The organism is Streptomyces sp. NPDC037389 (assembly GCF_040636475.1).
Lineage (GTDB): Bacteria > Actinomycetota > Actinomycetes > Streptomycetales > Streptomycetaceae > Streptomyces > Streptomyces hesseae.
Genome location: NZ_JBEZUS010000004.1, coordinates 188,020 through 205,744 on the forward strand (window position 1 = coordinate 188,020; position 17,725 = coordinate 205,744).

Consider the following 17,725-nt stretch of genomic DNA (forward strand, 5'->3'; position numbering starts at 1 on the left):
TCGAGAAAGCCGGGCCAATGGAGGTGCCAATCCACTGGTCAGCGCCTTGCGAACCGCCGACGGAACGGGGGCACGTTATCCCGGCGGACAAGGGCGGGGGAAGACTTGACGTGCAAGACTGACACCGTGCGCGAACAAGGAAAAATCACGGTATTTCTGCTTGACGACCATGAAGTCGTACGCCGCGGCGTCCACGAGATGCTCGCCGGGGAACCGGACATCGAGGTCGTGGGCGAGGCCGGAACCGCCGCGGACGCGCTGGTGCGCATTCCGGCCACCAGACCGGACGTCGCCGTACTGGACGTTCGCCTTCCGGATGGCAGCGGAGTAGAAGTATGCCGTGAGATCCGCTCGCAGGACGAAAACATTAAATGCCTGATGCTCACCTCGTACGCGGACGACGAAGCGCTCTTCGACGCCATCATGGCGGGCGCGGCGGGCTATGTCCTCAAGGCCATCCGCGGCAATGAGCTGCTCTCGGCCGTACGCGACGTGGCGGCCGGCAAATCCCTGCTGGACCCGGTGGCCACCGCGCGCGTCCTGGAGCGGCTGCGCGACGGCAGGAACTCCCGGGGCGACGACCGCCTCGCCTCCCTCACCGACCAGGAACGCCGCATCCTCGACCTGATCGGCGAGGGCCTGACCAACCGCTCCATCGGCGAACGGCTGCACCTGGCCGAGAAGACCATCAAGAACTACGTCTCCAGCCTCCTCTCCAAGCTGGGCATGGAACGCCGCTCCCAGGCCGCCGCCTATGTCGCCCGGCTCCAGGCCGAGAAGCGCTAGCGAACGGCCCGGCCGGCCGCGCGCCCGGGACCTAGGTCCCGGCCATCCGGGACGGGTGGCCCCTACGAACCACGCGGGGCGGCAGTGCAAAGTGGTGCCCATGCCAACCGCGCCTCACGACGGACACCGGGCGGACGAATACCGCGCGCTCGAGCTGCTCTCCCGCACGCCCTACGGCAGGGTCTCGGTGAGCATGCGCGCCCTGCCCTTCGTCACCGTCGCCCGTCACGTCGTCGTCGACGGCAAGGTCCTCATGCGGCTGCACGGCGGTTTCGGCTACGCCCAGGCGTGCGACGGCAGCGTGGTGGCGTACGGCGCCGACAACCTCGCCGACCGCGAGGAGGGCGAGGAATCCGTCTGGACCGTGCAGTTCGTCGGCACGGCGCGGATCTTCGCACCCGGCCCGGAGGAGCTCCGGCTCTTCGGCCGCGCCCCGCACTCCGCCGACGACGCGCCCTTCGTCCCCGAATACCTGTGCATAGAACCTCAGTTCATCACCCTGCACCACCTCGAAGGCGTACCCGCGCGACGAGCCGCGCACTCAGCGTGAACTAACATTTGGGGCGTGCCGCGCTCACTTGTCACCGATGCCGATGCCCCAGCCGACACCGGACCCGACACCGGCACCCTGCGCGCCCTGCTGCGCCGCTACGAGAAGGCCGGCGAGCCCGTCGCCTGCGACACGCTGACCGAGGGCCTGCTCAACCGCGGCTACCGGCTCACCACAACCCGCGGCCGCTTCTTCCTCAAGCACCACCTCGACGGCGACCGGGACGCCATCGCCCGCCAGCACGAGGCCACCCGCCGGCTGGGCGCCCTCGGCCTGCCCGTCGCCCCGCCCGTGGCGGACACCGCCGGCGAGACCGTCGTGGTCCTCGGCGGCCGCTGCTACGCCCTCCACCCCTGGATCGAGGGCCGGCACCGGGACGGCGGCGAGCTCACCGCCGCCCAGTCGCGCCGTCTGGGCGCTCTGCTGGGCCGGGTGCACAAAACCCTGGAGCAGGTCATGGAAGGCCCTGAGGGGGCCTTCCACGGCCTCGGGGCGGCCCGGGACGCGGCGGCCGACCCCGAGGACACCTTCGCCCTGATCGAGGAGCTCCTGAGCCTGGTCCGCGGCGGGGACAGCCGCCCCCGCGACTGCTTCGACGAGCTGGCCGAGCACCGCCTCGTCGAGCGCCGCGCGCTGCTGGAACTGCACGCCCACCGGCGCCCGCCGGCCGCCGCCACCCCCGCCCGGGGCTGGGTGCACGGCGACTTCCACCCGCTCAACCTGCTCTACCGGGGCGCCGAGCCCGCCGCGATCGTCGACTGGGACCGGCTGGGCGTCCAGCCGCGCGCCGAGGAGGCCGTACGGGCCGCGGTGATCTTCTTCCTCCGCCCGGACGGCACGCTGGACCTGGCGAAGATACGTCCCTACGCGCGTGCCTACCGCCGGGTCACCGGCGCGGACGCGGCGGAGCTGGGCGCCGCCGTGCACCGGGTGTGGTGGGAGCGGCTGAACGACTTCTGGATGCTGCGCTGGCGCTACCAGCTGCGCGACCACCGCGCCGACCCCGGCTTCCCGGCCTCGGCGGCGCTGGCGGTGTGGTGGACGGGCGCGTACGAGTCCGTGCGCGAGGCGTTCACGGACTGACGCGAGGTCTTCACGGGCGGGACGCCTTCACCGGACGAGGCCGGGCCCCCGATGGGGTCCGGCCTCGTTGGTGTCGGCTCAGCCGCCGACGGCGCCCTGGGCGGCGCCGCCCTGCGTGGAGCCGCCCGGGGTGCCCTTGTCCGGCGGGTCCGCCGTGTGGGTCGGCGGCTTCCCGTCGTCCGGGGACTTGGACGGGTTGGCCGACGGGTCCTTGTCACCCGACGGGTTGGGCGACGGATTGCCGCTCGGCTGCTTGCTCGGGTGCTTCGACGAGTCGTCGGAGGGCTCGCGCGAGCGGTCCCAGGTGTTGTCGTTCCAGTCGCCGGTGTCGCTGCCCGTGCCGGTGTTCGTGTCGGACGAGTGGCCCTTGGAAGGCTTCTTGCTGGGCTTCTCGCTGCTGGGCGTGGGCGCGCTGGGGGTGGTGGTGACCTTGTCGGAGGTCGTCTTCTGGTTGTTGCCGCTCGTCTTGTCCGGCTTGAGAATGAACGCGATGCCCGCCACGACCGCTACCACCGCGAGCGCGGCGACCAGCCACAGCTTGCCCTTGCCGCCGCCCGAACCGCCGCGGCCACCGTTGTAGCCACCGTTGTAGCCGTTGAAACCGCCGTCGTCGGCTCCCTGGCGGCGCGGGATCACCGGCTGCTGCGAGGTGTCGCCGTGCTGCGGGTGCGGCATGGCCGTAGTGGCGCCCACACCGCCGCCGATGCCCACGCCGCCCATGACCTGGGTCGCGGCGGTGACGTGGTCGATCGGGCCGGTGTTCCAGGCACCCGTGTGGCTGCCCGCCTCGTGCAGCATCTGGAGCGCGTACTGGACCAGCCCGCGCATCTCCTCCGCGCTCTGGAACCGGTCGTCCGGGTCCTTGGCGAGGGAGCGCATGACGAGCCCGTCCAGCTCCGGCGGCACCGAAGCCTGCACCTGGGACGGTGCCACGGGGGTGTCCTGGACGTGCTGGTAGACCACCGACAGCGGGGTCTCACCGGTGAACGGCGGACGCAGGGAAAGCAGTTCGTAGAGCAGACAGCCGGTGGCGTAGAGGTCCGAGCGGGCGTCGACGGTCTTGCCGAGGGCCTGCTCGGGGGAGAGGTACTGGGGCGTACCCATGACCATGCCGGTCTGGGTCATGGTGGACGCCGCGCCGTGGAGGGCGCGGGCGATGCCGAAGTCCATGACCTTGACCGCGCCCGTGTTGGTGATGATCACGTTGGCGGGCTTGATGTCACGGTGCACGATGCCGTGCTGGTGGCTGTAGGCCAGCGCCTCCAGCACCCCGGAGACGATGATCAGCGCCTGCTCCGGCGGCGGCGCCTCGGAGTTGAGCAGGAGGTCGCGAATGGTGCGGCCCTCGACCAGCTCCATGACGATGTACGGCACGACGCCGCGGCCGACGGTGTCCTCGCCGGAGTCGTAGACGGCGACCACGGCGTGGTGGTTCAGCCCGGCGACGGACTGTGCCTCGCGGGTGAAGCGCGCCTTGGAGACCGGGTCCTCGGCGAGGTCGGCGCGGAGCAGCTTCACCGCGACGGTACGGCCCAGCCGTACGTCCTCGGCGGCGAAGACCTCCGCCATGCCGCCGCGGCCCAGGCGGTGGGTCAGGCGGTAGCGGCCGTCACCGACCAGCCCTCCATTGCCCCACATTTCAGGCGCATCGGGCATTCCGCCCCCGTTGGCGTCAGGGTCGGACGGCCCCTGGGCGCTCTGCGTCTGTGCCATCAGTCCTCGCCGTCGTGTCTGGTCCGCCGCCGTCGCTTCGCGTCGGAAGGCGATTGCGCGGGGTAACTCGAGAAAGCAGTCTTCCGCTAGGGCACGCTACAGGCTTTGCGACGTGTCCCGGTCCGGGATGGACCGGTTATCAAACCCGTACCGGTACGAGCAAGGCAAATCCCGTGACACCTTGTCGCGCATCCGGTCACGGAACGGGCACGCGGCTTGACGTGCCCGGCGCCTCGGGCAGACTTGGCCGGGATACGTCGAAGAACAGCTGGATCAACGCGCCCGGGGCGCGTCACGAAACCACTCCAGCGACGCCAGTTTCGCCAGGCAGTGCGCCGAGGCCGAGGGGGAAGCAACACCATGAGCCAGGACGGCGCTCAGGGCCGCTACGCGGGACGATCTGTCGGCCGGGGCCGCTACCAGCTGCGTGACCTGCTCGGCGAGGGCGGCATGGCGTCCGTGCACCTGGCCTACGACACGGTGCTGGACAGACAGGTCGCGGTCAAGACCCTTCACACCGAGCTGGGCCGCGAGTCCTCGTTCCGCGAGCGTTTCCGCCGCGAGGCCCAGTCCGTGGCCAAGCTCACCCACACCAACATCGTCTCGGTGTTCGACACGGGCGAGGACGACCTCGACGGCTCGACGATGCCGTACATCGTCATGGAGTACGTCGAGGGACAGCCGCTGCGCTCGGTGCTCGACGCGGACGTCGCCCAGTACGGCGCGATGCCCGTCGGCAAAGCGCTCAAGATCACAGCCGATGTGCTGGCCGCGCTCGAGGTCAGCCATGAGATGGGCCTGGTCCACCGCGACATCAAACCCGGCAACGTGATGATGACCAAGCGCGGCGTGGTCAAGGTCATGGACTTCGGCATCGCCCGCGCCATGCAGTCGGGCGTCACCTCCATGACCCAGACCGGCATGGTCGTCGGCACCCCGCAGTACCTCTCGCCCGAGCAGGCCCTGGGCCGCGGCGTGGACGCCCGCTCCGACCTCTACTCGGTCGGCATCATGCTCTTCGAGCTGATGACCGGCCGGCTGCCCTTCGACGCGGACTCCCCGCTGGCGATCGCCTACGCGCACGTCCAGGAGGAGCCGGTCGCGCCCTCCACGATCAACCGCTCGATCCCGCCGGCCGTGGACGCGCTGGTCATGCGCGCCCTGAAGAAGAACCCGAACGAGCGCTTCCCGAGCGCCGAGGCCATGCGCGACGAGTGCGCCCGTGTCGCGGGCACCGCCCAGGCGGCACCCGCGCCGATCATCATCGCGGGCGGCCCGCCGGCCCGCAGCGGCGCCGGCGTCGGCTCGGCGGTCTTCCCGCCCGTGGACGGCCAGACGCCCGCTCCGGGCCCCCAGAGCGTCCAGACGCCGTACCAGCCCCACCCGGCCCCCGCGAGCCCGTACAACGGCGGCTACGGGCCTTCCACGCCCCCTCCGGCCCCGCAGGCCTACCCGACGCCCGCGTACACGGACGCGCCCGCGTACGCCGCTCCCTCGGCGCCTATCGGCGCCACCGGCGGCTCCGGCTCCGGCGGCAAGAGCAACAAGCCGGTGCTCATCGGCTCCGCCGTCGTCGCGGTGCTCGCGGTCATCGGTGTGATCGCCGCCTTCGCTCTCAAGGGCGGCTCCGACAACAACAAGACCGAGGCGGGCGGCAACGGCCAGAGCTCCGCCCCGGCCCCCGCCGACCCCGGCGGCGGCAACGGCAGCACCACCGGCGGCTCGGGCGGCGGCGCGGGCGGCTCGGCCGGCGGCAACGCCAACGGGACGGGCAAGGGCACCGGGAACGGCAACGCCAACGGTGCCCAGACGAAGGTCAAGGAAGGCGACAAGTCCAAGGTCATCGAAACGGACAAGTGCACGAAGGCCTACGACAACTTCCAGGACAAGACCAAGAAGAGCGCTCCGGGCTTCCAGTACATCTACATCGACTCGGTCAAGGAGTGCCTCCAGGCGGCCGGCTGGAAGTACCGCGTCGACAAGGTGAACGAGAACACCTGGGGCAAGGGCACCGTGATGACCCAGCAGCCGCAGTCGGGCGACCCGTTCGACCCGAAGACCGACCAGTTCGTCCTGACGGTGTCGACGGGCGAGTCGGGCTCCTGACGCCGTAACGGTTCGTAACGGCTCGTACGGAGCCGTGAAGCAGCACGAAGGCCGGTTGTCGCGTCTCATGCGACAACCGGCCTTCGCGTGTCCATGGCCCCGGCGGCCTTCGCGTGTCCATGGCCCCCGGCCGAAGTGACTACAGATACGGGCCGGAGCGGGCGCCGCCGTGCTGATGGACTTCGTGGTCGTCGTCGATGGAGACGCCGGCCGGCAGGGCCCGCCGCATCTGTTCCAACTGGGCGCGGGCGGCCATCTGCTGGGCGAACAGCGTGGTCTGGATGCCGTGGAAGAGCCCCTCCAGCCAGCCTACGAGCTGGGCCTGCGCGATCCGCAGCTCCGCCTCGGTGGGGATCGTGTCGTCGGTGAAGGGCAGCGACAGCCGCTCCAGCTCCTCCACCAGCTCGGGCGCGAGACCGTCCTCCAGCTCCCTGACCGAGCTGTGGTGGATCTCCTTGAGGCGCACCCGGCTCGCCTCGTCGAGAGGAGCCGCCCGGACCTCCTCCAGCAGCTGCTTGATCATGCTTCCGATGCGCATGACCTTGGCGGGCTGTTCCACCATCTCCGTCACCGGGACCTCGCGCGACTCGTCGTCGCCCTCCCCGCCGCCGGGGCTGGCGCTGCCGAGAGCCATGCCGTCCGGTCCCACGACCAGGACGTGCGGGCTCTCCTGCGACCGTTCATTCCTCGGCATATCCATGCCGCCATTCTCTCGCACAGGTGATTTCCCCCTCTTGATGCCCTCGTACACGCCTGATCCACCGTGGGGGGCGCATGGAAGCGCGCTGTGTTTCCGGCTATCTGCGCCGCAAACGGAGCGCGATAAAGCCCAGTCCCAGTCCCGTCAGCGTCATTCCGGTCCCCAGCGGGAGCACCCGCATCACCCGGTCCGGCTCTCCGGCGGCCTCCCGCCGCCCCGGCGCGTGAGCGGCGCCGCCCGGCACGGCACCGGGGCCCGCGCCGCCTGATCGCCCGCCCCGGGTGGCCCCGGCGGGGGCGGACAGCGACGGTGATGACGATGACGCCGGCGATATCGCGGACGGGGATATCTCCGTACGGCCGGGGTGCCCCCGCCCCTCGCCCGCGACGGTCCCGGCGAGCAGACCGGCCACGGGGGAAGACGGCGCGGACGGGAACACCGTGGTCGACGTCGTGGCCACGAGCGGAACGGAGGGCGCCGGGGCCGTCGGCTCCCGCTCGTCCGCCCACGCCCCCTGGGGGACGGCCAGCGCCATCGATGCCGCCGATATCGCCATCCCGAAAAGGAACGTCCTGCCCGTCCTGCCCGTCCTGCGCGGTCTGTTGGTCGATCCGGTGGTCATGGTCGCCGGCCTCCGTACGGGAGACCCCCCTACGGACCCCTCCACCCTCACACGCCGCCCGGCGCGAGGCGCGCTGGGCGGCGCGTACGAGGGTGAAGAGGGTGAAGAGGGTGAACGGTCAGACGGTCAGCAGGACCTTCCCGACGTGCGCGCTGTCCTCCACCACGCGATGGGCGGCCGCCGCGTCCCGCATCGGCATGGTGCGGTCGACCACCGCCCGTACCCGGCCGCCCGCGATCAGCGGCCACACGTGTTCGCGCACCGCCGCCACGATCGTGGCCTTCTCGGCGAGCGGGCGGCCGCGCAGCGAGGTGGCCGTGATCGCCGCGCGCTTGGCGAGCAGCTTCCCCAGGTCCAGTTCGCCCTTGCGGCCGCCCTGGAGGCCGATGATGGCGAGCCGGCCGTTGACGGCCAGGACGTCGAGGTTCCGCTCCAGGTACTTGGCGCCGATGATGTCGAGGACGACGTCCACGCCGATGCCGCCGGTGAGTTTGCGCAGCTCCTCGACGAAGTCCTGCTCGCGGTAGTCGATGAGGATGTCCGCGCCCAGCTCCCGGCAGCGCTCCAGTTTCTCCGCCCCGCCCGCCGTGACCGCGACGCGCGCGCCGACCGCCTTGGCCAGCTGCACGGCCATGGTGCCGATGCCGCTGCCGCCGCCGTGGACCAGGAAGGTCTCACCGGGCCGCAGATGGGCGATCATGAAGACGTTCGACCAGACCGTGGCCGTGACCTCGGGCAACGCCGCCGCCGAGATCAGGTCCAAGCCGTCGGGCACGGGCAGCAACTGCCCCGCCGGGACACAGACCTTCTCCGCGTAACCGCCGCCGGCCAGCAGCGCACACACCTCGTCGCCGACGGCCCAGCCGGTCACCCCGGGGCCGAGCGCGGCGATCCGGCCGGAAACCTCCAGGCCCGGGTAGGGGGAGGAGCCGGGGGGCGGGTCGTAGAAGCCCTGCCGCTGGAGCAGATCGGCGCGGTTGACACCCGCGGCCACGACCTCGACCAGGACCTCTCCCCCGCCGGGCGCGGGGTCGGGGACCTCGGCCCAGACCAGGGCCTCGGGTCCGCCGGGTACGGGAATGGTGATCGCATGCATGACCGCGAGGCTACTCCGGGGGCCGCCGACTCCCGGGGGACGCGCGGCGGTTCGTACGACCGTTCGTACGGCCGCGCGTCCCGCTCCCGGTCACTCGTCCGCCGCGGCCGGGCGGGCCCGGACGATCGTGATCAGCCGGTCCGTGGCCTTCAGGGGGCTGGCCTCGGGGTCGTCGTAGCCGAGCAGCCGGTGGCCGCGCAGCACGGAGACGACCAGATCGTCCGTGTCGCGCACGCTCCGCCCCACCTCGGCCTTGACCACGGGGCGTTCGACGAGGTCGAGGCCGCTGCCCTGCTGGATGAGGTCCTCCATGACCGTCCCGGCGCTGGGGCTGATCACGGACATGCCCAGCAGCCGGCCGGCGGCGCTCGCGCTGGTGATGACCGCGTCCGCGCCGGACTGCCGCAGCAGCGGGGCGTTCTCCTCCTCGCGCACGGCGGCCACGATCTTGGCGGCCCGGTTGAGCTGGCGGGCGGTGAGGGTCACCAGGACGGCCGTGTCGTCGCGCTGGGTGGCGACGATGACCTGACGCGCCTTCTGGACCTCGGCACGCAGCAGGACGTCGCTGCGGGTGGCGTCGCCGATGACGCCCGCGTAGCCGAGGGCGGTGGCCGACTCGACGACCTTGGGGTTGGGGTCGACGACGACGATCCGTTCCCTCTCCCGGGCCTGCCCGCCCGCGCAGAGGGCCTGTACGGCCGAACGGCCCTTGGTGCCGAAGCCGACGACGACGGTGTGCTCGCGCAAGGCGGACCTCCAGCGGGCCAGCCGCCACTGCTCACGGGTGCGCTCGGTGAGGACCTCGAGGGTGGTGCCGACCAGGATGATCAGGAAAAGGACACGGAGCGGCGTCACGAGCAGGATGTTCGACAGCCGCGCGCTGTCGCTGTACGGGACGATGTCGCCGTATCCGGTGGTGGACAGGGTGACGGTGGAGTAGTAGACGGCGTCGAGGAAGTCGACGCTGCCGTCGGCGTTGTCGTGATAGCCGCCGCGGTCGCCGTAGACGATGGCGACGGTGGCGACCATGACCAGCAGCGCGAGCAGCAGTCGCCGGCCCACCTGCCGTATCGGGGCCACGGTGTAGCGGGGCAGACGGACACGGGAGTCGGTGGCGTGCTGGTCGCGCGATCGGCCGTCCTGCTGGGCCTCGCGTTGGGCCTCACGTTGGGCGTCGCGCTGCGCGTCGTGCTCGGGGAGCTTCACCGGTCGCCCTCCCAGGGGAGGGCGAGGAGTTCGGCCTCACCATCCGGGCCCGGCCCGCCCGGCGGTACGACGGCCAGCGCGTCGGCAGCGGCCAGGCCGCGCAGCATGGCGGGGCCGTGGAAGCGCAGCGGCCGGGCGTACCCGTCGGACGTACGGACCACGGGCACCAGCCGGGTGCTGGTGGCGTGGCCGGGTACGTCCTCGGTGAGCGGGGCCCGGCACGGGCGCCGCGCGGGGCGGCCCGCGAGCGTACGGAGCAGCGGCTCGGCCAGCGTCAGCAGACCGGCGACGGCGGCGAGGGGGTTGCCGGGCAGCCCCACCAGATGACGGCCGGGCGCGAGGCGCGCGAGCAGCATCGGATGCCCCGGGCGCACCGCGACCCCGTCGACCAGGGGCTCGGCGCCCAGCAGGCGCAGCGTGGGGCGCACGTGGTCGACGGGCCCCGCGGCCGTGCCGCCGGTCGTCAGCACGAGATCGGCGTCCGACGCCTCCAGCGCGGTGCGCAGCACTGAGGCGTCGTCGCCGAGGCGGCGCGTCGCCACGACCTCGGCGCCGAGAGCGGCGAGCCAGGGCCCGAGCATGGGCCCGAGCGCGTCCCGGATCCGTCCGTCGTGCGGCAGCCCCTCGCGGAGCAGCTCGTCCCCGAGGACGAGCACCTCGACCCGGGGCCGTGGCACGACGGGCACCTCGTCGTACCCGCTGGCCGCCGCCAGCCCGACCACGGCGGGCGTCACGACGACCCCGGCGGGCAACAACTCGTCCCCCTCCCGGCACTCCTGCCCCCGGGGCCGCACGTCCTGCCCCTGCGTCAGGTGCCGGTCGGCGTACAGCTCTCCGTGCGGACGTACGACGCCGTGCTCGCTCCGCAGTACGGCGGTGGCACCGGGGGGCACCCGGGCCCCGGTGGCGATCGCGACGGCCTCGCCGTCGCTCAGCCGCAGATCACCGCCCTGCCCGGCGAGGATGCCGGGATGGCTGCCGGGACGGCTGCCGGAATGGTTCCGGCTGTCGGGCAACCGCCAGGGCCCGGGCCCGGCGACGGCCCAGCCGTCCATCGCGGAGGAGTCGAACGAGGGCAGATCGGTAAGCGCCACCAACGCCCCGGCGAGCGTCTGCCCCACAGCCCGATCGAGCGCCACCGTCCGAGCGGCTTCTTCCTTCCGCCCGGCTGCCCGTCGGGCTACGTTCCGCGCGACGTCCCAGGGGGTGACGGCCGAATGCCCGGGACGGGCTTCGTGGTGGGAGGGGGAGGGGGGTGTGGGTTCCTCGGGTGCGGGTGCGGGGGTGGGTTCCTGGGGTGCGGGGTCGGCGCCGGCGGTCGCGGAGTCCGTTGCGGCGGTGGCCGCACGGGACGGATCGGCCGACTCGGCGTCTACGGGCGCGACAGCGGCCCGACGCCGCTTGGCGGACGCGGGGCGCTTCTTCGGCTTGGCCGCGGCACGACCGCGATCGGCCGCATCGGCATCGGGCTGGTCAGCGGGCGAAGCCGGAGCGCCGGAACGGCGTACGGAGCCCTGCACGGCCAGGGGCCGGGTGTCCGGCTCCTGGCCGGGCGCGGGGATCGAGGCGGCCGGCGCGGAGGGGGTCCGGGGCGCAGCCCCGGTTTCGGGAAGGGGAGGGTCAGGGGCGAACAACGTGTCGTAAAACCGCACCCCCGCGAACGGCACATCCAGCCGCCCCGCGTCCACCACCCCCCGCTCGCCCTCGGGCGGCACAAACGGCTCCGCGAACGGATCCGCGTCGAAGTCGAAGCGGAACCGCCCGTCCCGTCCCCGGGACGCCTCCTCGGCCGCGACGGCCGCCTGAGCCGCCTCGGCCGGACGACCGCCCCGCGGCACCCAAGACGCATCCCGCCGCTCCCCGGCAAGCAGCGCCAGCGCCTCCTCCGTGGCGCGCTCGAGGGCGTCCTCGCCGTCCCGGTCCCGGCCACCCACGCGCCCGCGCTCGCCCCCGCTCACGACGGCTTCCCGTCCGCTTCCGCTTCCGCCGCCCACCGCTCGGCCAGCGCACCGGCCACGCGGGCCGCATCGGCCACGGCCTCCGCGCCCCCGCCCCGCAGCGCGGCGGCGTATCCGACGAGGAAGGTCGTCAGGGGCGCGGCGGGGCGGGCCACGCCGTGCGCGGCGTCGCGCGCGAGGTCCAGGAGACCGGCTCTGTCGACGTCGAGTTCGATGCCCAGCTCGGCCTTGACCGCGGAGATCCATTCATCCAGCACATGCCTATCGTCCCTGATGCGCGCGCGGGCCTCGCTGATGTCCTCCCAGGTGTCGCAGTCGAAGGAGGCGCCGGCGTGGGGCAGCCGGGCGAGCGCCAGCTCACCCGTGAGCATCCGCAGCGGCAGGCCGACGAGCGTGCCGTGCTCGGCGACGAGCAGCCCGAGCTCCCGCCGCAGCGCTTCCGCCCGGTACGCGGCGACCAGCGGCTGCTCCCGCCCGTCCCCGTCCACGAGAACCGCGCCTTCGGCACCCGCGACGCCGTCGTCGAGGGCGGCGACCAGCTCCCGCACCGCTCCCGCCGCCAGGAACGGCAGGTCGGCCGAGAGCAGGAGCACCCGCTCCGCGCGGACCTCGCGCAGCCCGGCGGCCAGGCCCGCGAGGGGCCCGCCGCCGGGCGGGTCCTCAAGGGCCCAGGTCACGGGCCGGACCGTGGGCCGCCGGGGGCCGACGACCACGGTCCGCCCGGCGTCGGCGCAGGCGCCCAGCACCCGGTCGAGCAGCGCCCGGCCGCCGACCCGCACGGCGGGCTTGTCCGCTCCTCCGAGCCGCCGGGCGGCGCCTCCGGCCAGTACTACCGCGTCGAAAACCGTCACCCGTCGAGTATGGCGACTCTGCCGCGACCGCCCGGATCAGCCCGCCCGGATCAGACCACCCCGATCAGGCCACCCCGATCAGACCGTCCGCAGCAGCACCGCCGGCTGCTCCACGCAGTCGGCCACGTACCGCAGGAAGCCGCCCGCCGTGCCGCCGTCGCACACCCGGTGGTCGAAGGTGAAGGACAGCTGCACCACATGTCGCACGGCCAACTCCCCCTCGTGCACCCATGGCTTGGGGACTATGCGGCCGACTCCCAGCATGGCCGCCTCGGGGTGGTTGATGATCGGCGTGGAGCCGTCGACGCCGAACACCCCGTAGTTGTTGAGGGTGAACGTGCCGCCGGCCAGCTCGGCCGGACTGATCTTGCCCGCCCGCGCGGCCTCCGTGAGCCGGGCCATCTCGACGGACAGCTCGACCGCGTTGCGCGCGCTGGCGTCGCGCACCACGGGCACGACCAGGCCGCGATCGGTCTGGGCGGCGAAGCCCAGATGGACGTCCGGCAGCCGGACTATCTCCTGGGCCTCGGTGTCCACGGTCGCGTTGAGCTCGGGGTACTTGGCGAGCGCCGCCGTGCAGATGCGGGCCAGCAGGGCGAGCAGGGACACCTTGGCGCCGCCGGAGGCGTTCATCGCCCGGCGCGCGGCCAGCAGTTCGGTGGCGTCCGCGTCCACCCAGCACGTGGCGTCGGGTATCTCTCGGCGGCTGCGGCTGAGTTTCTCGGCGACCACGCCGCGCACGCCACGCAGCGGTACGCGCAGGCCGTCGGCCACCCGTCGCCCGCCGGAGGCGCGGCGGGCGGGCCGGGCCGCCTCGGGGCGGGCGGTGTGCCGCGCCGCCTGGCCCACCGGCGCCGTGCGGGGGGCGTGCGCGGTGAGCGCGGTGAGCGCGGTGAGCGCCGCCTCCTCGACGTCGGCGCGCAGGATCAGCCCGTCGGGTCCGGTACCCCGGACCCGGGTCAGGTCCACGCCGCGCTCGCGGGCGAGTCGCCGGACGAGCGGGGAGATCACCGCCACGGCCGTGGGCGCCGGTGCCCGTTCGGCCGGGCGTTCGGTCTCGCGGGCCTGTGGCCTGACCCGGCGGCGACGCGCCGCGGGGGCCTGGGTGCCGTAGCCGACCAGCACATTGCCCGAGCCCTCCTCACCGTTGGCCTTGGCCCCGGTGGTGACCCCGGCGGCGTCGCCGCGGTCCCCCGGCGACGCCTCGACGACCGCCGGGCCGGCCGGAGACGTGGCGTCCGTGCCATCCGTGCCGCCCGTGGGCGCCGTCTCCCCGACCGCCACGGTCAGCAGCGGTGCTCCGACGGGGAGTTCCTCCCCTTCCTCACCGAAGCGGGCGGTGACCACGCCCCCGTAGGGGCAGGGCACCTCCACCATCGCCTTGGCCGTCTCCACCTCGACCACGGGCTGGTCGACGGCGACCACGTCGCCGATCTTCACCAGCCAGCGGACGACCTGCGCCTCCGTGAGGCCTTCGCCCAGGTCGGGCAGCGTGAACTCGCGCACCACCGCCATCAGCGCGCACCACTCTCATTTTCGTCAGGGGTCCATTCCGATTCCCATTGCAGCCGTGCCACCGCGTCCAGGACCCGGTCCACGCCCGGCAGATGGTGCTTCTCCAGCATCGGCGGCGGGTACGGGATGTCGAAGCCCGCGACGCGCAGCACCGGTGCCTCCAGGTGGTGGAAACAGCGCTCCGTGATCCGGGCCGCCAGCTCCCCGCCCGGGCCGCCGAATCCGGTCGACTCGTGGACGACCACCGCGCGCCCGGTCCGCCGTACGGACGCGCAGACGGTCTCCTCGTCGAAGGGGACAAGCGACCGGAGGTCGACGACCTCCAGGTCCCAGCCCTCCGCCACGGCCGCCTCGGCGGCCTCCAGGCAGACGGGCAGCGACGGCCCGTAGGTGATGAGCGTCGCGGACGTGCCTCGTCTGCGGACGACCGCCTTGCCGATGCCCGGCACGTCGTCGGGGTGGTCCGGGTTCCAGTCGGCCTTGGACCAGTAGAGCCGCTTGGGCTCCAGGAAGATCACCGGGTCGTCGGAGGCGATCGCGGCGCGAAGCAGCCCGTAGGCGTCGGCGACGGTCGCCGGGGCGACGACATGGAGGCCGGGGGTGGCCAGGTAGTAGGCCTCGGAGGAGTCGCTGTGGTGCTCGACGCCGCCGATGCCGCCGCCGTAGGGGACGCGGACGGTGATGGGCATGGGCATGGCTCCCCGCGTGCGGTTGCGCATCCGGGAGACATGGCTGACGAGTTGCTCGAAGGCGGGGTAGGCGAAGGCGTCGAACTGCATCTCCACGACGGGCCGCAGCCCGTACATGGCCATGCCCACGGCCGACCCGAGGATCCCGGCCTCGGCCAGGGGGGTGTCCGTGCAGCGGTCCTCGCCGAACTCCTTGGCCAGCCCGTCGGTGACCCTGAAGACGCCGCCGAGGGCGCCGACGTCCTCGCCGAGGACGTGGACCGCGGGATCCTCGGCCATGGCGTCGCGCAGCGCGCGACCGAGCGCCTGCGCCATGCTGGCGGGCCTGCGGCCGGTTTCGACGGAAGCGGTGGTCATCGCTGGCTTCCTTCCTGGGGGCCACCCGTGTGGGCGCCCGGGAGCTCTCCCGCGGCGGACAGCTCAGCACGCAATTGTGCTGCCTGCTCGCGCAGTTGGGCAGTCTGCTCGGCGTAAACATGCGTGAACAGTTCCATCGGATCGAGCACCGGGTCCTGGTGCATCCGCTCGCGGAGATCGGCCGCCATGCGTTCGGCGGCGTCCTGTTCGGCCCGTATGGCGGCGTCGTCGAGCAGCTCGCGGTCGCGCAGTTCGCGCTCCAGCAGGGCGATGGGGTCATGGGCGCGCCAGGCCTCGACCTCGGCGTCGCTGCGGTAGCGGGTGGCGTCGTCGGCGTTGGTGTGGGCGTCGATGCGGTAGGTGACGGCTTCGACCAGGGTGGGGCCGCCGCCGGTCCTGGCCCGGTGGACCGCCTCGGTCAGGACCTGGTGGAGAGCGGCCGCGTCGTTGCCGTCGACGAGCCGGCCCGGCATGCCGTAGCCGACGGCCTTGTGCGCCAGGGAGGGGGCGGCGGTCTGCTTGGCGAGGGGGACGGAGATGGCGAAGCCGTTGTTCTGCACGAAGAAGACGACGGGGGCCCGCCAGACGGCCGCGAAGTTCAGCGCCTCGTGGAAATCGCCCTCGCTGGTGCCGCCGTCGCCGACCATGGCGAGGGCCACGACGTCGTCGCCCTTGAGGCGGGCGGCGTGTGCGAGCCCGACCGCGTGCGGCAGCTGGGTGGCCAGCGGGGTGCACAGCGGGGCGACGCGGTATTCGTGCGGGTCGTAGCCGGTGTGCCAGTCGCCGCGGAGCAGGGTCAGGGCCTGCACGGGGTCCATGCCGCGGGCGACGGCGGCGAGGGTGTCGCGGTAGCTGGGGAAGAGCCAGTCCCGGGACTCCAGGGCCAGGGCCGCGGCGACCTGGCAGGCCTCCTGGCCCGTGGAGGAGGGATAGACCGCGAGCCGGCCCTGCCGCGTCAGCGCGGTGGCCTGTGTGTTGTAGCGGCGGCCGCGTACGAGCTGTCCGTACAGCCGCAGCAGAAGTGCCGGGTCGGACCCGCCGGCGGCCGGGGTGCCGAGCACCCGGAACGGCTCCGCGTCGGGCAGCAGCGGCGCGGGGTCGGTACGGGGTTGCCAGGCCGGGGGCGGGGTGGGCCGGTACGAGCCGGGCTGCTCCAGAACCGTCATGGCGAGCACCTCCTCTTGGGACGAGCTTGACCGGAAAGCGTCCTGCGCTCTCCCTACCGATTGTTCGGTCGTCGGCACTTTTTGGCTACAGGCGACCCGAGCCTGTGGACAAACGGTTCTCCACAACCTGAGATATGGGCAGGACGTCCATGAAGGGGAGGCAGGGCGGTATGCCGGACGAACAGATGGCCACTTCGGGCGGCAGACCGCCCGCCCGCCCGCTCGACGACATAGACCGCTCGATCCTGCGCATGCTCCAGACGGACGGCCGGGCCTCGATACGGTCCGTGGCCGAGCGGGTACACGTGTCGCGAGCCAACGCCTACGCGCGGATCAACCGGCTCATCGACGACGGCGTGATCAAGGGGTTCGGCGCCCGGATCGATCAGGAGCGGGCCGGGCACGGCGCCTCGGCCTACATCACGTTGAAGATCGTCCAGAATTCCTGGCGCACGGTCCGCGAAAAGCTCCGGGAGCTGCCGGGCGCCGCTCACATCGCCCTGGTGAGCGGGGACTTCGACGTCCTGCTGCTCGTCCACACCAAGGACAACCGCGCCCTGCGCGAGCTCGTCCTGAGCCGTATCCAGGCGATCGAAGAGGTCCTGAGCACGCGGACGCTGCTGGTCTTCGAGGAGACGGACCTCAAGGAGGACCGCCCGCTCGACGACGGCCGCTAGGGCGCCCGGGGGCGCGGTGCGGCCGCCGACGGCGGGCGGTGACGGGCGGAGGCGTCAGCGGTAGGTGCGCAGGCCCGCGAAGGCCGTATGGACCACCGCGTCGGCCACCTCGTCGCTCGTGGCGGCCCCGCCCCGCTCCGGCCGGTACCACTCCACGACCGAGTTGATCATTCCGAAGAGCAGCCGGGTCGCCAGCCGGGCGTCCACGTCCTGCCGGAGGTCGCCGTCGTCGGCGGCCTCCTTCAGCAGTCCGGCGACGCGGTGGTCGAATTCGCGCCGCCGCTCCATCGCCCAGCGCTCGGTGTCCGTGTTGCCCCGTACGCGCAGCAGCAGCGTCACGTAGGGCAGCTCCGTGAGCAGCACCTCGACGGTCCGCCGGGTGACGTACTCCAGCCGCTCGACCGCCCGCCCGCCGGTGGCGCCCGGCTCGTCCAGGACCGCGAAGAGACCGTCCAGCGCGCGGCTTATGGCAAGCCGCAGCAGCTCCTCCTTGCCCTTGACGTGGTGGTAGATCGAGGACTTGGAGATCCCGGCCGCCTTGGAGAGGTGCTCCATGGAGGTGCCGTCGTAGCCCCGCTCGTTGAACACCTTGACGGCGACCGCGAGCAGCGATTCGGGCGTGTAGGTGTCGCGCTTGGCCATGGTCATGA

At 72.7% G+C, this 17,725-nt stretch carries 16 protein-coding genes; 5 read left to right on the top strand and 11 right to left on the bottom strand.

From position 1 onward, the window contains the following. Window positions 1-126: 126 nt before the first annotated feature. From AB0E98_RS10480 to AB0E98_RS10490, 3 genes are all read left to right on the top strand, one after another. Window positions 127-786 carry a response regulator transcription factor gene (locus AB0E98_RS10480; protein WP_361701515.1) on the top strand — a complete coding sequence of 220 codons (660 nt, stop codon included), beginning with the start codon at window positions 127-129 and terminating at the stop codon, window positions 784-786. Between the two features lie 100 nt (window positions 787-886). Next, window positions 887-1,336, top strand: coding sequence for a pyridoxamine 5'-phosphate oxidase family protein (locus tag AB0E98_RS10485; protein WP_361700953.1), 450 nt, complete (start codon window positions 887-889; stop codon window positions 1,334-1,336). Between the two features lie 15 nt (window positions 1,337-1,351). Then, window positions 1,352-2,419 carry a phosphotransferase gene (locus AB0E98_RS10490; RefSeq protein WP_361700956.1) on the top strand — a complete coding sequence of 356 codons (1,068 nt, stop codon included), beginning with the start codon at window positions 1,352-1,354 and terminating at the stop codon, window positions 2,417-2,419. Between the two features lie 78 nt (window positions 2,420-2,497). Here AB0E98_RS10490 and AB0E98_RS10495 read toward each other — a convergent pair whose 3' ends face one another. Continuing rightward, entirely contained in the window at window positions 2,498-4,132 is a 1,635-nt protein-coding gene (locus AB0E98_RS10495) for a protein kinase (protein WP_361700959.1), read from the bottom strand. Between the two features lie 360 nt (window positions 4,133-4,492). Here AB0E98_RS10495 and AB0E98_RS10500 point away from each other — a divergent pair, with 360 nt between their 5' ends. Further along, window positions 4,493-6,238, top strand: coding sequence for a protein kinase (locus AB0E98_RS10500; protein WP_361700962.1), 1,746 nt, complete (start codon window positions 4,493-4,495; stop codon window positions 6,236-6,238). Window positions 6,239-6,377: 139 nt separating this feature from the next. On the opposite strand, the gene AB0E98_RS10505 is transcribed toward AB0E98_RS10500, so the two are convergent. From AB0E98_RS10505 to pdhA, 9 genes are all read right to left on the bottom strand, one after another. Next, the gene (locus tag AB0E98_RS10505) at window positions 6,378-6,938 is read right to left on the bottom strand and encodes a bacterial proteasome activator family protein (protein WP_361700965.1); all 561 of its coding nucleotides are present in this window, start codon (window positions 6,936-6,938) and stop codon (window positions 6,378-6,380) included. Between the two features lie 97 nt (window positions 6,939-7,035). Next, complete coding sequence (locus AB0E98_RS10510; protein WP_361700968.1) at window positions 7,036-7,560, bottom strand: hypothetical protein; 525 nt, start codon at window positions 7,558-7,560, stop codon at window positions 7,036-7,038. Between the two features lie 118 nt (window positions 7,561-7,678). Next, window positions 7,679-8,656 (bottom strand): NAD(P)H-quinone oxidoreductase, encoded by a 978-nt coding sequence (locus AB0E98_RS10515; protein WP_361700971.1) that lies wholly within the window; start codon window positions 8,654-8,656, stop codon window positions 7,679-7,681. A gap of 90 nt (window positions 8,657-8,746) precedes the next feature. Next, window positions 8,747-9,862, bottom strand: coding sequence for a potassium channel family protein (locus AB0E98_RS10520; RefSeq protein ID WP_361700973.1), 1,116 nt, complete (start codon window positions 9,860-9,862; stop codon window positions 8,747-8,749). Further along, window positions 9,859-11,388, bottom strand: a complete 1,530-nt coding sequence (locus tag AB0E98_RS10525; protein ID WP_361701517.1) for a molybdopterin molybdotransferase MoeA — start codon at window positions 11,386-11,388, stop codon at window positions 9,859-9,861. The genes AB0E98_RS10520 and AB0E98_RS10525 overlap by 4 nt, the downstream gene beginning before the upstream one ends. Before the next feature lie 428 nt (window positions 11,389-11,816). After that, window positions 11,817-12,671 carry an NTP transferase domain-containing protein gene (locus AB0E98_RS10530; protein WP_361700976.1) on the bottom strand — a complete coding sequence of 285 codons (855 nt, stop codon included), beginning with the start codon at window positions 12,669-12,671 and terminating at the stop codon, window positions 11,817-11,819. 78 nt (window positions 12,672-12,749) lie between these two features. After that, a complete protein-coding gene (locus AB0E98_RS10535; protein ID WP_361700978.1) occupies window positions 12,750-14,186 on the bottom strand; it encodes a dihydrolipoamide acetyltransferase family protein in 1,437 nt (478 codons plus the stop codon). After that, window positions 14,186-15,232, bottom strand: a complete 1,047-nt coding sequence (locus AB0E98_RS10540) for an alpha-ketoacid dehydrogenase subunit beta (RefSeq protein WP_361700980.1) — start codon at window positions 15,230-15,232, stop codon at window positions 14,186-14,188. Before AB0E98_RS10540 ends, AB0E98_RS10535 begins: the two co-directional genes overlap by 1 nt. Continuing rightward, on the bottom strand, window positions 15,229-16,398 hold the full coding sequence (gene pdhA / locus AB0E98_RS10545; RefSeq protein ID WP_361700983.1) for a pyruvate dehydrogenase (acetyl-transferring) E1 component subunit alpha: 1,170 nt from the start codon (window positions 16,396-16,398) through the stop codon (window positions 15,229-15,231). The genes AB0E98_RS10540 and pdhA overlap by 4 nt, the downstream gene beginning before the upstream one ends. 170 nt (window positions 16,399-16,568) lie before the next feature. On the opposite strand from pdhA, the gene AB0E98_RS10550 reads away from it, so the two are divergent. Further along, window positions 16,569-17,075, top strand: coding sequence for an Lrp/AsnC family transcriptional regulator (locus AB0E98_RS10550; RefSeq protein ID WP_229348933.1), 507 nt, complete (start codon window positions 16,569-16,571; stop codon window positions 17,073-17,075). 54 nt (window positions 17,076-17,129) lie between these two features. On the opposite strand, the gene AB0E98_RS10555 is transcribed toward AB0E98_RS10550, so the two are convergent. Further along, window positions 17,130-17,723, bottom strand: a complete 594-nt coding sequence (locus AB0E98_RS10555) for a TetR/AcrR family transcriptional regulator (protein WP_361700987.1) — start codon at window positions 17,721-17,723, stop codon at window positions 17,130-17,132. Window positions 17,724-17,725: the final 2 nt, after the last annotated feature.